Origin of the sequence: Pantoea sp. EKM10T, assembly GCF_011800685.1 — a bacterium.
GTDB lineage: Bacteria > Pseudomonadota > Gammaproteobacteria > Enterobacterales > Enterobacteriaceae > Pantoea > Pantoea agglomerans.
Genome location: NZ_JAALEU010000002.1, coordinates 596,112 through 609,595 on the forward strand (window position 1 = coordinate 596,112; position 13,484 = coordinate 609,595).

The 13,484-nt window shown below is 52.8% G+C and carries 14 protein-coding genes; 4 read left to right on the plus strand and 10 right to left on the minus strand.

From position 1 onward, the window contains the following. The first annotated feature begins 111 nt into the window (after nucleotides 1–111). The 3 genes from HFD95_RS06390 to HFD95_RS06400 all read left to right on the plus strand — a co-directional run bounded on the left by HFD95_RS06390 (nucleotide 112) and on the right by HFD95_RS06400 (nucleotide 4,566). Nucleotides 112–1,647 (plus strand): glucan biosynthesis protein G, encoded by a 1,536-nt coding sequence (locus tag HFD95_RS06390; RefSeq protein WP_170933489.1) that lies wholly within the window; start codon nucleotides 112–114, stop codon nucleotides 1,645–1,647. Further along, on the plus strand, nucleotides 1,640–4,192 hold the full coding sequence (gene mdoH, locus HFD95_RS06395; RefSeq protein ID WP_010669828.1) for a glucans biosynthesis glucosyltransferase MdoH: 2,553 nt from the start codon (nucleotides 1,640–1,642) through the stop codon (nucleotides 4,190–4,192). The genes HFD95_RS06390 and mdoH overlap by 8 nt, the downstream gene beginning before the upstream one ends. 134 nt (nucleotides 4,193–4,326) lie before the next feature. Then, the gene (locus HFD95_RS06400; RefSeq protein WP_010669829.1) at nucleotides 4,327–4,566 is read left to right on the plus strand and encodes a YceK/YidQ family lipoprotein; all 240 of its coding nucleotides are present in this window, start codon (nucleotides 4,327–4,329) and stop codon (nucleotides 4,564–4,566) included. On the opposite strand, the gene HFD95_RS06405 is transcribed toward HFD95_RS06400, so the two are convergent. The 3 genes from HFD95_RS06405 to HFD95_RS06410 form a co-directional block, all read right to left on the minus strand. Beyond that, a complete protein-coding gene (locus HFD95_RS06405) occupies nucleotides 4,557–4,958 on the minus strand; it encodes a MysB family protein (protein ID WP_167429961.1) in 402 nt (133 codons plus the stop codon). The genes HFD95_RS06400 and HFD95_RS06405 overlap by 10 nt on opposite strands. Before the next feature lie 130 nt (nucleotides 4,959–5,088). Continuing rightward, on the minus strand, nucleotides 5,089–5,355 hold the full coding sequence (locus tag HFD95_RS22050; protein ID WP_010669830.1) for a hypothetical protein: 267 nt from the start codon (nucleotides 5,353–5,355) through the stop codon (nucleotides 5,089–5,091). 529 nt (nucleotides 5,356–5,884) lie between these two features. Beyond that, nucleotides 5,885–6,808 carry a Kdo(2)-lipid IV(A) acyltransferase gene (locus tag HFD95_RS06410; RefSeq protein WP_167429962.1) on the minus strand — a complete coding sequence of 308 codons (924 nt, stop codon included), beginning with the start codon at nucleotides 6,806–6,808 and terminating at the stop codon, nucleotides 5,885–5,887. 252 nt (nucleotides 6,809–7,060) lie between these two features. Between HFD95_RS06410 and HFD95_RS06415 the strand changes: the two genes are divergently transcribed. Continuing rightward, entirely contained in the window at nucleotides 7,061–8,110 is a 1,050-nt protein-coding gene (locus HFD95_RS06415; RefSeq protein WP_010246407.1) for a rhodanese-related sulfurtransferase, read from the plus strand. 39 nt (nucleotides 8,111–8,149) lie between these two features. On the opposite strand, the gene HFD95_RS06420 is transcribed toward HFD95_RS06415, so the two are convergent. The 7 genes from HFD95_RS06420 to pyrC all read right to left on the minus strand — a co-directional run bounded on the left by HFD95_RS06420 (nucleotide 8,150) and on the right by pyrC (nucleotide 13,075). After that, complete coding sequence (locus HFD95_RS06420; RefSeq protein ID WP_010669831.1) at nucleotides 8,150–8,725, minus strand: YceI family protein; 576 nt, start codon at nucleotides 8,723–8,725, stop codon at nucleotides 8,150–8,152. Between the two features lies 1 nt (nucleotide 8,726). Beyond that, the gene (locus HFD95_RS06425) at nucleotides 8,727–9,302 is read right to left on the minus strand and encodes a cytochrome b (protein ID WP_129062857.1); all 576 of its coding nucleotides are present in this window, start codon (nucleotides 9,300–9,302) and stop codon (nucleotides 8,727–8,729) included. Between the two features lie 295 nt (nucleotides 9,303–9,597). Then, nucleotides 9,598–10,710: an N-methyl-L-tryptophan oxidase gene (gene solA, locus HFD95_RS06430; protein WP_022625882.1), complete on the minus strand. Its 1,113-nt coding sequence runs from the start codon at nucleotides 10,708–10,710 to the stop codon at nucleotides 9,598–9,600. Between the two features lie 94 nt (nucleotides 10,711–10,804). Beyond that, on the minus strand, nucleotides 10,805–11,059 hold the full coding sequence (bssS, locus tag HFD95_RS06435) for a biofilm formation regulator BssS (RefSeq protein WP_010246399.1): 255 nt from the start codon (nucleotides 11,057–11,059) through the stop codon (nucleotides 10,805–10,807). A 246-nt stretch (nucleotides 11,060–11,305) separates the two neighbouring features. Beyond that, on the minus strand, nucleotides 11,306–11,578 hold the full coding sequence (locus HFD95_RS06440; protein WP_010246397.1) for a hypothetical protein: 273 nt from the start codon (nucleotides 11,576–11,578) through the stop codon (nucleotides 11,306–11,308). Between the two features lie 145 nt (nucleotides 11,579–11,723). Continuing rightward, the gene (gene dinI, locus HFD95_RS06445) at nucleotides 11,724–11,969 is read right to left on the minus strand and encodes a DNA damage-inducible protein I (protein ID WP_010246395.1); all 246 of its coding nucleotides are present in this window, start codon (nucleotides 11,967–11,969) and stop codon (nucleotides 11,724–11,726) included. Between the two features lie 62 nt (nucleotides 11,970–12,031). Next, nucleotides 12,032–13,075: a dihydroorotase gene (gene pyrC, locus HFD95_RS06450; RefSeq protein ID WP_167429963.1), complete on the minus strand. Its 1,044-nt coding sequence runs from the start codon at nucleotides 13,073–13,075 to the stop codon at nucleotides 12,032–12,034. Between the last annotated feature and the right edge of the window lie 409 nt (nucleotides 13,076–13,484).

The following is a 13,484-nucleotide window of genomic DNA, read 5'->3' on the forward strand; positions in this document are numbered from 1 at the left end:
AATGTTGCGCATAAGCTGTCGGAAAACCGAATAATCCTTTAAGATAAACGGGTTTGATTTAAGCACACGAAAGGGGGGGATGTGCTGACTAAAGAAAAAAATAAAGCCGGACTGATGAAGGTACGCTGGATTGGTACTGCAGTTCTGCTGGCGTTGTACGCCAATAACAGTTGGGCGTTTAACATCGACGATGTTGCCAAACAAGCCAAAGCGTTGGCAGGGAAAAGCTTCGAAGCGCCTAAAAGCAATTTACCCTCTCAATTTCGTGAAATGAAATTTGCTGATTATCAGCAGATCCAGTTTAACCACGATAAAGCGTATTGGGGCAAACTGCGCACGCCGTTCAAGCTGGAGTTTTATCATCAGGGAATGTATTTCGATACCCCGGTGCAGATCAACGAAGTGACCGCCAGCGCGGTGCGCGAGATTAAATATAACCCCGATTATTTTAATTTCGGTAATGTAAAACATGACGCGGATGCGGTAAAAAACCTCGGTTTTGCCGGTTTCAAAGTACTTTACCCACTCAACAACAAGGGTAAAAACGATGAGATCGCCAGCTTCCTGGGCGCGAGCTATTTCCGTGTCATCGGTGCCGGTCAGGTTTACGGCCTGTCGGCGCGTGGACTTGCCATCGATACGGCGCTGCCGTCCGGTGAAGAGTTCCCGCGCTTTAAAGAGTTCTGGATTCAGCGTCCTAAACCACAGGACAAACAGTTGGTGATCTACGCACTGCTCGATTCGCCGCGTGCGGCGGGTGCGTATCGCTTTGTGCTGCATCCGGGTGACGCTTCAACGGTTGATGTGCAGTCAAAAGTTTACCTGCGTGATAACGTCGGCAAACTGGGTGTTGCACCGCTGACCAGTATGTTCCTGTTTGGTCAGAACCAGCCATCGACGGTCAACAACTTCCGTCCGGCACTGCACGACTCTGACGGTCTCTCTATCCACAACGGCAACGGGGAGTGGATTTGGCGTCCGCTGAACAACCCGCGTCATCTGGCAGTGAGCACCTTCACCATCGAGAATCCGAAAGGGTTTGGTCTGCTGCAGCGTGGGCGTGACTTTAACAACTATCAGGATCTTGATGACCGCTATGATCTTCGTCCAAGCGGCTGGGTTGAGCCAATAGGCGACTGGGGTAAAGGCCGGGTTGAACTGGTTGAAATCCCGACGGCAGATGAAACCAACGACAACATCGTTGCGTTCTGGACGCCGGAGACGCTGCCAGAGCCTGGCAAAGAGATGAACTTCAAATATCGTCTGCACTTCTCGCGCGACGAAAACCAGCTGCACTCCGATGATACCGCCTGGGTCAAAAATACCCTGCGTTCAGCGGGTGACGTGAAGCAGTCTAATCTGGTGCGTCAGCCGGATGGCACCGTGGCTTTCACCATCGACTTCGTGGGTAAAGACATGAGCAAGATGGCGGAAAACAGTCAGGTGGCACCGCAGGTCAGCGTGGGTAAAAATGCTGATGTGGTTGAGCAGAGCGTACGTTATAACCCGGTCACCAAAGGCTGGCGTCTGGTGTTGCGTCTGCGTGTGAAAGATGCCAAACAGTCCACCGAAATGCGTGCGGCCTTGGTTAGCGGCGACAAGACATTGACGGAAACCTGGAGCTATCAGTTACCTGCCAATGAATAAATCGACTTTTACACCTCAACGTTATGTGGAATCTCTGCCGCTGGATGCGGCAGGGAAGGCACGCCTGAGCGTCTCATTGCAGAATGCCAGCGAGTTCCACTTCATCCATGATGTGCTGGGCAGGGATGTCGCAGCCAGTGACCGTCCCGACGATGCGCCGTTAAAATCGGTCTCATCGCGGGTTGAAATGGCCTGGCCCGATTCGCTGGCCGAAGGTCAGCAGTTGGGTAAAGATTACCTCGACCGCACCACGCTAAAGGCGATGCCGAAGGTCAAACGCTCACTGATGTTCCCGGAAGCCTGGCGTACCAACCCGGTCGCCCGTGCCTGGGACTCACTGCGTGGACACAAATCGGTGCCGCGTTATAGCAATGCGGAAGAGCGGCGTGCCGAGGAGAAGTGGCGTCATGTCGGTTCAATTCGCCGCTACATTCTGCTGATCCTGACCATTTTCCAGACCGTGGTCGCCACCTGGTACATGAAGAGTATTCTGCCGTATCAGGGCTGGACGCTTCTGGATCCGATGGAGATGATCAATCAGAACTGGCAGCAGTCAGTAATGCAGATCCTGCCTTATTTGTTGCAGACCGGTATCCTGTTCCTGTTCGCCATACTCTTCTGCTGGGTCTCTGCTGGTTTCTGGACGGCCCTGATGGGCTTCCTGCAGCTGCTGATTGGACGTGATAAATACAGTATCTCTTACTCAACGGTCGGAGATGAACCGCTTAACCCGGAACATCGTACCGCGCTGATTATGCCGATCTGTAATGAAGACGTTGAGCGTGTCTACGCCGGTCTGCGTGCGACCTGGGAGTCAGTGGTTCGTACCGGTAACGCTGAACACTTCGACGTCTACATCCTCAGCGACAGTTACGATGCGGATATCGCGATTGCCGAACAGAAAGCCTGGATGGAACTGGTGCGGGATGTTGGCGGGGCAGGCAAGATTTTCTATCGCCGTCGTCGTCGTCGCGTGAAGCGTAAAAGCGGAAACATCGATGACTTCTGCCGTCGCTGGGGCAGCAACTACAGCTACATGGTGGTGCTGGATGCCGATAGCGTCATGAGCGGAGAGTGTCTTACCGGTCTGGTGCGCATGATGGATGCCAACCCGAATGCCGGGATCATCCAGTCGTCGCCGAAAGCATCGGGTATGGATACGCTTTATGCACGCTGTCAGCAGTTTGCGACCCGCGTCTACGGTCCGTTGTTCACCGCCGGTCTGCACTTCTGGCAGCTTGGTGAGTCTCACTACTGGGGTCACAACGCCATTATCCGCGTGAAACCCTTTATTGAGCACTGTGCCCTGGCACCGTTACCGGGAGAGGGCTCCTTTGCGGGTTCAATCATGTCGCATGACTTCGTAGAAGCTGCGCTGATGCGTCGTGCCGGTTGGGGCGTCTGGATTGCCTATGACCTGCCGGGATCCTATGAAGAACTGCCACCGAACCTGCTGGATGAGCTGAAACGTGACCGCCGCTGGTGTCACGGCAACCTGATGAACTTCCGCCTGTTCCTGGTGAAAGGGATGCACCCGGTTCACCGTGCGGTGTTCCTGACGGGTGTGATGTCCTACCTCTCGGCTCCGCTGTGGTTTATGTTCCTGGCGCTCTCCACTGCCCTGCAGGTAGTGCATACGCTGATGGAACCGACCTACTTCCTGCAACCGCGGCAGCTCTTCCCGGTCTGGCCGCAGTGGCGTCCGGAACTGGCGATAGCGCTGTTCTCAACCACTATGGTGCTGCTGTTCCTGCCGAAAATGCTGAGTGTCGTATTGATCTGGTTTAAAGGATCGAAGGCCTACGGCGGGCCTCTGCGGCTGCTGGCTTCACTGGTGCTGGAAACGCTGTTCTCGGTGCTGCTGGCTCCGGTGCGTATGCTGTTCCATACGGTGTTTGTGGTCAGCGCCTTCCTCGGCTGGGAAGTGGTGTGGAACTCACCGCAGCGTGATGACGATGCAACACCATGGAGCGAGGCGTTTAAACGTCACGGTTCGCAGATGGCATTGGGTCTGGTGTGGGCGATTGGTATGGGACTGCTGGATCTTAACTTCCTGTGGTGGCTGGCACCGATCGTCTTCTCACTGATTCTGTCGCCGTTTGTCTCGGTCATGTCGAGCCGCGCAACGCTGGGCATTAAGAGCAAGAAAGCGAAGCTGTTCCTGATCCCGGAAGAGTACTCGCCGCCGCAGGAGCTGGTGGATACCGATCGCTATGTGGTACTGAACCGTGAGCGCGCGCTGGAAAATGGCTTTATGCATGCCTTATTCCATCCTGCCTTCAACGCGCTGGCAACGGCACTGGCCACATCGCGCCACAAGCAGAGTCAGTTACTGGACTATGCGCGTGACCGTCGGGTTGATCAGGCGCTGAGCGATGCGCCGGATAAACTGGGCCGCGAACAGCGTCTGCAGTTGATCAGCGATCCGGTGGTGCTGGCCCGTGTTCATACCCGACTGTGGGAAGATGCGGACAAGTATCATCAGTGGGTTGAGAGTTATCAAAAACTCACGCTCAACCCCAACGCGCTGGCAAACAACGCGTAATCTGAAAAAGCGGCAGCGATGCCGCTTTTTTTATCGGATTAAAACAGCGATTCGCTGATAAATTTATTGCTGGCAGTCACCGCGAGCAGCGCGTGACGATCTCAATGGCTGTTTCTTCATGGCGGATATGTGTGGTGAAAGGGTGCTTAAAGGCGGGTGTTATCGTCGCGGCTGTGCTCTGCTTAAGCGGATGCGGCAGTATTATCAGCCGTACCATTCCCGGGCAGGGGCACGGTAATCAGTACTATCCCGGCGTACAGTGGGATGTTCGCGACAGCGGATGGCGGGTCCTGACGATCCTCGACCTGCCGCTGTCGCTGGTGGTTGATACCCTGTTGTTACCGGTGGATGCCAGCCACGGTCCTTACGAGTAACTGCGATCGGAATCGCTGTTATCATCTTCCCACTCTTGCGCGGCAGCTTCACCCTCTTCGGTGTCCAGCGGCGGCTCCAGCTGGAACTCGCCGTCATCCCACTCGTGCAGGGTATTTTCTGCTAACCACTCCTGACGTAGTTCAACTTCGTCAAAATCTACATCAAAAATGGCCTGTGCCGCTTCACCGCTACGGTAAGGCAGACATTCGCCTGCTTCACCTTCTTCTGCCATGAATTCAGCCTGCCACATGATATCGCCATCCTGCATCACATACTTTTGCAGACCAAACTGGCTGATTGATGCGTCCCCTTCCTCGAGCTCCGGGTGGTTAGCGAGGAACTCTTCACGTGCAGCATCGATGGCTTCCTCTAAGGTACTGTACATGCTCATCGCTCTTCTCCTTCACGGGTCTATGACTATGGATTTATTTGATTTCAGTGAAGGATAGACGAAATCTGAAGGAGGGAAAGGTCAGTCCGGTGCAACTGGCGGGAAATAAGCCATTTCCCGCCAGTCAGGGTCAGATCATCTTTTGCGGGAAATGCAAAACCGGTTGAACGGACTCATGAATCACGGGTGCTGAGTAGCGGATACAACATTTTATACATGGCTTAACTTTCTTAAAATTAATTCTGGCGATGGAGAGGGCCTGACTCAAATTATATAACGTGCCGATAAATATGACCTCTTCTTTATCAGGCATACGCTTGCACCCTTTACGATGAAGAAAGTGATAATTTTCCTGATCGGTACCGATTGTAACGTAATAGTAGAGACCTTTGTTCATATTAACTGTCCCATTAGAGGTTTGCTGTGTTGTCTTTTTTATAATTCTGGCCAGAGCCGTTAAAGGCCTGACTGTCACAAACGAAACTACCGATAAGCATTAATGAGTTCAAATTCCATAATGGTCTATCGGGGTGTTAAAAAAATGTAAAATGGAATATAAGCTAAATCAGCAAGGCAATCGCTTGTAAAATAAGTTAATTTTCCCCGATTCATAAGCAGTAGGTTATCATTAAGAGCGGCTAAATAGGATTAGGCCTGGCGTACAGAATAATCAGCGCCATAACAGATTTAATAGCACTCGCTGCAATATTAATTAATAAAAAGCGAAACAGGCTGAATGCCGCCTGCCGTCCTGTTAATTGATTAGCTTTTTTAACTTTAAAAAGAGAGAAATTATATTATGAATACGGGTGTTTATTAATTACTGGACCTGCGGTTTCGCTTACAGGCTGAGTCAGCCATGAGTGATTTATTTAGCAGGGGAGTAAAACGCGCTAAATGCCTGACAGACATTTAGCGCGAACAGATTAATAACGGGAGGGTTCGCCCTCGGGGCGCGTTTTAAAGCGGCGGTGCAACCACATGTACTGTTCCGGTGCCAGCAGCACACCCTCTTCAACGACCTGATTCATTCTGGTTGCGGTTGCGGCATCACTTTCCAGCGTAAATTCGCCGCTGATGTCAGGCAGTATCATCAGTTCATAGCCGCGACCCCCAGGCAGACGACGCGGTACGAAAGGGATGACAGCCGGTTTACCGGTGCGGATCAGCAGATGAGTGCCCACCGTTGTGGCTGCTTTTTCCACGCCAAAGAAGGGGACAAAGACGCTGCTGCGCGGGCCATAATCGTGGTCGGGCGCATACCAGATAATGTCACCCTGTTTCAGTGCGCGGATCATTCCTTTGAGATCTTTACGATCGAGCATGCTTTTATTCGACCGCATCCGACCTTTGACCTGAAGCCAGTCGATCAGTTTGTTGTCATTCGGGCGATAGACGCCAATGCCAGGGTTATGGATACCAAACATGCGTGCACCAATCTCCAGCGTCAGAAAGTGCATGCCGATAAGCAGCACGCCGCGCTGGCTATCGCGCGCCTGCTGAATATGCTCCAGCCCTGAAGGCGTATGCCATTTATTGATGCGCCAGTCAGGCCAGAACCACGCCATACCGGTCTCAATTAATCCCATGCCGACCGATTCGAAATTGTGTTTAACCATCGCTTCGCGTTCATTTACCGGCATATCCGGAAAACTTAATTCCAGATTACGCCGGGAAATACTGACGCGGTGTTTCATAAAACGCATCCCAATGCGGCCAATATTACAGCCGAGAACATAAAGCAGGGGATAAGGAAGTAGCACCAAAAGATAAAGAGAAGCGACACCCAGCCAGGTCAGCCAATAGCGCGGGTGAAGCAGTTCTCGTGAAAACTGAGGCAACTGAGTCATGTGAAGGTTAATTTTCCTGCGTCGCGCACCGTGCGGTGCTGATATCTCGTTGATTTACACCATTGTGCCAGTTTTTGACGTGCGCTTAAATATCACTATTGGAACGTGCCATCAATGAACAAAGGTTAATAGTCCAATGTTGCTGCAAAAAACGGCAACAGGCGATCAATCTGGTCACTGGCCTTTGCATCCCGGTGAAATCAGGTATCATGTGCGCGCTAAATTTCTTCTATTGATAACAGGACGAACACCATGCCAGTGTTACATAACCTCGTTTCCAATAAAGAGCTGAAGGCGCGCATGCTGGCTGAAACCGAGCCGCGCACCACTGTCTCTTTTTATAAATATTTCCAGATTGCCGATCCCAAAGCATTCCGTGACGCGCTCTATCTTGGCCTGACAGCTCTTAAGGTCTTTGGTCGCGTCTACGTCGCCCACGAAGGCATCAATGCGCAGATCAGCGTGCCAGCCAGCCAGTATGAAAAGATGAAAGAATGGCTATATGGCTTTGATCCGGCGCTGAACAACCTGCGGATGAATATTGCGCTGGATGATGATGGTAAATCGTTCTGGGTGCTGCGTCTGAAAGTACGCGACCGTATTGTCGCGGACGGTATTGAAGACGACAGTTTTGATGCCAGCGATGTGGGTCAGTATCTTAAAGCGGCGGACGTTAACGCCATGCTGGACGATCCTGACGCCCTGTTCGTGGATATGCGTAACCACTATGAATATGAAGTGGGTCGCTTTGATAATGCGCTGGAAGTGCCTGCTGACACCTTCCGCGATCAGCTGCCGATGGCGGTTGAGATGCTGCAGGATCAGAAAGACAAAAAGATCGTGATGTACTGCACCGGCGGGATCCGCTGTGAAAAGGCCAGCGCCTGGATGCGGCACAACGGCTTTGAGGATGTCTATCACATTGAGGGCGGTATCATCGAGTATGCCCGACGCGCCCGTGAGCAGGGATTACCGGTACGCTTCAAAGGCAAAAACTTTGTTTTTGATGAGCGGATGGGTGAGCGGATCTCTGACGATGTGTTGTCGAACTGTCATCAGTGCGGCGAACCCTGTGATACCCACGTTAATTGCGTCAATGACGGTTGTCATCTGCTGTTTATTCAGTGCAAAAGCTGCGCGGAGAAGTTTGAGAACTGCTGTAGCCCGATCTGCCAGGAAGAGGCGAAGCTCTCACCGGAAGAGCAGCGCGCGCGTCGGGCAGGACGTGAAAATGGCAACAAGATCTTTAACAAGTCGCGTGGCCTGTTAAACATGACCATTCCCTCGCCGCTGAAGAAATAAGCGTGGCCGCCTGAAGTCAGCTTCAGGCGGCTTGCTGTTTTACTGGCGTACACCCTCAACCGAGATCATCAGCTGAACCTTCTGCGAAGCTGGCCCCAGATCTTTGGTGATGTTGAAATCTTTCAGTGCAATTTCCCCTTCGGCCTCAAAGCCAGCGCGGTAGCCGCCCCACGGATCTTTACCTTCACCCAGCATTTTCGCCTCGAGCGTTACCGGTTTGGTCACGCCATTCAGCGTAAGATCGCCAGTAATCTTCAGCTCATCACCCTCTTTTTTCACCGCTGTGGATTTGAACGTGGCCTGCGGGTTTTTGCTGGTGTTCAGGAAGTCCGCACTGCGCAGGTGCTTGTCACGTTCAGCATGGTTAGTATCGATGCTGCTGGTGTTAATGGTGACGTCGACTTTATCTGCGGCAGGATTCTTCTCATCAAAGGTGAAGCGGCCATCAAAATCCTTAAAGGTGCCGTAGAGCCAGCTGTAACCCAGATGCTGGATACGGAACTGAATAAAGGCGTGCTGGCCCTCTTTATCGATTTTGTAGTCAGCGGCAGAGGCGGTGAGTGAGCCGAGCAGCAGACTGGCACCGGTCATCGCCAGCAGGGTCTTTTTAAACATATTATTTATCCTTTTCAGAGGGAGAGGTGAAACGCAAACCCGACATCCGTTTTAAAGTGATATCGCGATCGATAAAGTGATGTTTTACCGCAGCCAGCCCATGCAGCAGTGACAGGACCACAACCGTCCAGGCCAGCCAGAGGTGAATGTCGCCTGCAAGATCAGCCTGTTCGCCAGCACCGTTGAACAGCGCGGGCAGGGTAAACCAGCTGAATACTGAGATGGGTTTGCCATCGGCGGTGGAGATCAGATAGCCGCTGATCAGAATCGCCAGCAGCAGGGTATACAGTAACAGGTGGGCCACCACCGAACTGATGCGTACCAGCGGGGAATAACTGCTAAGCGGTTTTGGCGGCGGTGAAATAATGCGCCACAGCAGGCGAACGATCAGCGTTAGCAACAGGATCACGCCGATGCTTTTATGGATCTCAGGCGCGTCGTGATACCAGCTGTCGTAATAGCCGAGGCCGACCATCCATAATCCCAGCGCAAACATGGCGTAAATCGCCAGCGCCATCGACCAGTGCAGCAGCACGGCAACCAGGCCAAACTGATGAGATGAATTACGTAATAACATAATGGGGTTTTCATGAAGTAATAATCTGAAATAAGCATCCACATTATGAAATATAAAAGCAATCATCCTTACGCTTCTATAACTTTAATCTTATATTGTGAAAAGGTTGAATAAATCAGGTGCGAAATGCGCAATATTACTGAATGAGTTATTTCTGAGGCGCTGGTCGTCAACTAAAAAGAGCCGGAATTAACCCAAAGGGCGAAATATATTCTGACTTTATGTCAGTAATAGTCAATTTTCGTCAAAGTCTGTCAATCGGGCGGCATCAGGCTGATACCACCCTTTATCAGAGTCAGAAACGTGAGAGGCGGAAGGGTGTCAGATCAAAAGAGAACGGTTTTTGCTGGGCAAATTCTGCAGCCAGTTCGCCCAATACGCTGGCGAATTTAAACCCGTGTCCACTGAGCCCGGTAATTAACAAGCGGTCTGGTTCACCCGGCAGGGTATCAATTATAAAGTCTTCATCCGGGCTAAAATCGTAGCTGCAGGCTTCGCCATGCAGACAGACACCGACGCCAGGTAAAAACTGACGGAGGAATCCAAAAGCTTCGCTGCCATCGGCTGCCACCGCGCCAAAAGGTTTACGATCCTCAGGCTGCTGCATCAGCTGACCGCCATCATGACGACCCACTTTCAGGGCGTTGTTATCCGCCGGGAAGCCATAAAACTGGCTGCCATCGCCCATTTCCACCGTAAAACCGGGAAACTTATTGTTCTCACTGTAGCGGCCATCTGCCTGATACCAGGCAAACACCTTGCGGGTGGGGGCGACCGGCAGGTCAGGAACTAATTTGCCAACCCAGGTGCCCGCACTGATCAACATTTTGCGGCCCCGATAGACGCCATCCAGGGTAGTGACCTGCTGCAGATCGCCATCGCGACCCAGCTCTGAAACCGGGCAGTTAAACAGCTGCGCGCAGCCCGCCTGCTCCGCCAGCTGGATCCAGCTGCGTACCGCCTGTTCACATTTCAGATAGCCGGACTGCGGCTCAAATACGCCCAGATAGCCCTCAGGCACATTGATTTGTGGCCAGCGCTTGCGCACGTCATCAGGCTGCATCACCTCAATATTGAGCTGCCAGCGGGTCGCGCTGTCGATGACGTTCTGAATAAACGGCGACTGATTCGGGGCGAGGTTAAGTACGCCGCTGCGATGCATGATGCGCTCACCGGCACGCTGTTCCAGCTCATCCCACAGCGTTTGCGCCCGCAGAACCAGGGGAACATAGCGTTCACCTTCACCATAGGCGTGACGAATCAGCCGGCTCTCGCCATGATGTGTGCCCTGATTATGGGGTGGATGGGCGCTGTCGATCATTAACACCGATAAACCCGCCTGGGTGGCATAGTAGCCTGCCGCCGCGCCCACAGAACCGCTGCCAACGACGATAAGATCATAAATCATGGTAACTACGCTCTAAGAGACAGATAATCAAAAGCATACCAGAAACAGAAACGAAAAAGGCACCCCTGAGGGCGCCTCTTTGATGCGGCAGAAATTAATGCTTTTTGAGGAGTCGTTCTATCTGCTCGGCTGATTCTATCTTGGCGATGCCTGCTTCGAGGATCGAGATAAATTGCCTTGCCACATCCGTTGTCAGCCAGTATGTCGGGCCAACATCCGCTTCTTCTTCTTTTTGATCCTGCGACGACAACGAGTGCAGGCGGATCATCATGGCGTCATAGCTGTCAACGGTACTGATATCCCAGCCCACCAGTGGGTGAGTCTGTATAACATCTTTTCTTCTGTCCATTATAACCTCCTTATTACTCGTTAAACGAAGTGCATGATGAGGTTCAATGCGGCTTTTTTATTCCAATAGCGAAACAATTATAACAGTAAACGAGGGTATCACTGTTTAAAAAATGCCGTGAGTCAGCTTCTCACAGAATATTTGCGTTTGAAAGGCGGGCGTAAAAAAATAAAATGCCTGACGGGCAGGCATTTTTATCAGCAGTCAAAAGACAGGCAAAAAGCGGGCTTAGCCGCGTGACCGGACTCAGAGAGCCGGCGTTTCTGGCACTACGCCGCCGCCGCGTTTTTGCAGTGTTTCTGCCAGACGGGCAAAGTGCTGCTGAAGCTGCTCATCATGGTTTTGATTTTGGGCTTCCAGCGACAGATTGTGCACCAGTAGCTGACTGGCACGATCGTCAAGACAGAAAATCAGACTGGAAAAGGCATTTTCCAGCACCGTTAAACGACGCTTCTGATCACCAATCAGTGCTAACAACTCACCAAAGGTCATCGCCTCTTCCGGTTTATCAGTAGTCATGGTGTCGCACCTCCTGTTATGCGTGACGAGCGCAAGGATAGGGCATTGATCATTAAGAGTCTAGATGCAGGACGGGGTAAGTGCGAGAGGGGAGAAAAGATAAAAAAACCGGGTGGCGACACCCGGAAAAAAAGCACAGTGGCGGTTAATCAGTATTGAACCAGTCGTCAGCGCTTTCCCACGTCTGCTGCAGGATCTCGCTGATCTGGTCGCGCGTCTCTTTTCCACCGCCCAGCACGCTGAGATTATTGGCACTGGCATAACGTACCTTGACGTGATTGGTCGAGTCAGGGAACTGTTCATCAATGCGGCGCGATAATTCATCGCTCAACGCTTCTATCGCACCAGCAGGAAGAGGTCGGGTATTTGATACGGTAATTTCAACACGCATAACAGCCTCCGTTTAAGATACTGTATATATTTACAGTATCGACAGGCCGGAGGCAAGTAAAATTATGCGACGCGCCAGTTCAGTGTTTCACCCGCCAGGAACGGCACCAGTGAATGGCTGCCGAGCGCGATGGACTCTGGCACCTGCCAGGACTCACGCACCAGGGTAATCGTCCCTTCATTCAGCGGCAGGCCGTAAAAACGCGGGCCATTCTCCGAACAGAACGCTTCAAAATGTTCCAGCGCGTTCAGCTCTTCAAAAACGGTGGCGTAAGCGGGTAACGACACTGGCGCATTAAATACCCCCGCGCAGCCGCAACTGGCCTCTTTGAGATGACGTAGATGCGGTGCTGTGTCGGTGCCGAGGAAGACGCGCGGATGACCACTCGCTACTAATTTGCGCAATGCTTCCTGATGCACGTTGCGTTTAAGAATCGGCAGGCAATAGAGGTGCGGACGAATACCGCCCACCAGCATGTGATTGCGGTTAAACATCAAATGCTGCGGGGTAATGGTCGCGCCCAGCGTCTCATCGGCGGCGGCAACATATTCTGCGGCGTCCTGAGTAGTAATGTGCTCCATCACCACTTTCAGTGCCGGAAACTGGCTGCGCAGCGGCACCATAACCGTTTCGATAAACCGGGCTTCGCGGTCAAAAATGTCGACATGCGCATCGGTGACTTCACCGTGGATCAGCAGTGGCATACCGAGCTTCTGCATCCGCTCCAGCACGCGGGCAATGGAGGCGATATCGGTAACGCCATGGCTGGAGTTCGTCGTAGCGTGCGCCGGATAGAGCTTAGCCGCGGTAAACAGACCGGAGGTGAAACCGCGCTCAAGCTCATCAGGATCAAGCGAGTCGGTCAGATAGCAGGTCATCAGCGGCGTAAAGGCGTGATCGGCGGGCAGCGCCGCCAGGATGCGATCGCGGTACGCTTCACCTGCTGCCACGCTGGTCACCGGTGGCACCAGGTTAGGCATCACAATGGCACGCCCATTCACCGCGCTGGTATAGGGCAGGACCGTGTTGAGCATCTCATCGTCGCGCAGATGAATATGCCAGTCGTCAGGGCGACGCAGGGTAAGTTGCTGAGGTTGTGCTGTCATCAGTGAAGCTCCGGCAGAAGGGAAACAAAAGGCGTGTTTTGGCCGGGGTCTAAGCATAAGGATTCAGGCAACCGTTTGCACCTGCTTTTTATGCTGATAAAGAAAATCCGCTGCCCAACAGGGTAATGCTGGTCAGTTAAGATTAGATTTGTAAAGGCTGTCACGGTCAAGCGTGGCAGCTTTTTTCCGGGCGAGCGAGCCGCAGTGCGGGCCAGAGCACCTCTGCTGCTGCCGGGCCGTCCTCGCGCCGCTCACGCGGTACCTTCGGCTTTGACGGCGTGCCGACGAACCGTTCGGGGATCGGCCCTCCCTGGCCGGCCCCGAACTGCCCGCGCTTCCCGGCGTGGACTTCTGGCCCGGCGTCACGCCTCAGCGCTGCGGATAGCCCTTTCAGCAGCAGAGGCGCTCA

Bases quoted from the DNA above. Each gene is read 5' to 3' on its own strand.
- mdoH (WP_010669828.1), top strand. From the start codon at position 1,640: ATGAATAAATCGACTTTTACACCTCAACGTTATGTGGAATCTCTGCCG.
- HFD95_RS06405 (WP_167429961.1), bottom strand. From the start codon at position 4,958: ATGAGCATGTACAGTACCTTAGAGGAAGCCATCGATGCTGCACGTGAA.
- HFD95_RS22050 (WP_010669830.1), bottom strand. From the start codon at position 5,355: ATGAACAAAGGTCTCTACTATTACGTTACAATCGGTACCGATCAGGAA.
- HFD95_RS06410 (WP_167429962.1), bottom strand. From the start codon at position 6,808: ATGACTCAGTTGCCTCAGTTTTCACGAGAACTGCTTCACCCGCGCTAT.
- HFD95_RS06415 (WP_010246407.1), top strand. From the start codon at position 7,061: ATGCCAGTGTTACATAACCTCGTTTCCAATAAAGAGCTGAAGGCGCGC.
- HFD95_RS06420 (WP_010669831.1), bottom strand. From the start codon at position 8,725: ATGTTTAAAAAGACCCTGCTGGCGATGACCGGTGCCAGTCTGCTGCTC.
- HFD95_RS06425 (WP_129062857.1), bottom strand. From the start codon at position 9,302: ATGTTATTACGTAATTCATCTCATCAGTTTGGCCTGGTTGCCGTGCTG.
- solA (WP_022625882.1), bottom strand. From the start codon at position 10,710: ATGATTTATGATCTTATCGTCGTTGGCAGCGGTTCTGTGGGCGCGGCG.
- bssS (WP_010246399.1), bottom strand. From the start codon at position 11,059: ATGGACAGAAGAAAAGATGTTATACAGACTCACCCACTGGTGGGCTGG.
- HFD95_RS06440 (WP_010246397.1), bottom strand. From the start codon at position 11,578: ATGACTACTGATAAACCGGAAGAGGCGATGACCTTTGGTGAGTTGTTA.
- dinI (WP_010246395.1), bottom strand. From the start codon at position 11,969: ATGCGTGTTGAAATTACCGTATCAAATACCCGACCTCTTCCTGCTGGT.
- pyrC (WP_167429963.1), bottom strand. From the start codon at position 13,075: ATGACAGCACAACCTCAGCAACTTACCCTGCGTCGCCCTGACGACTGG.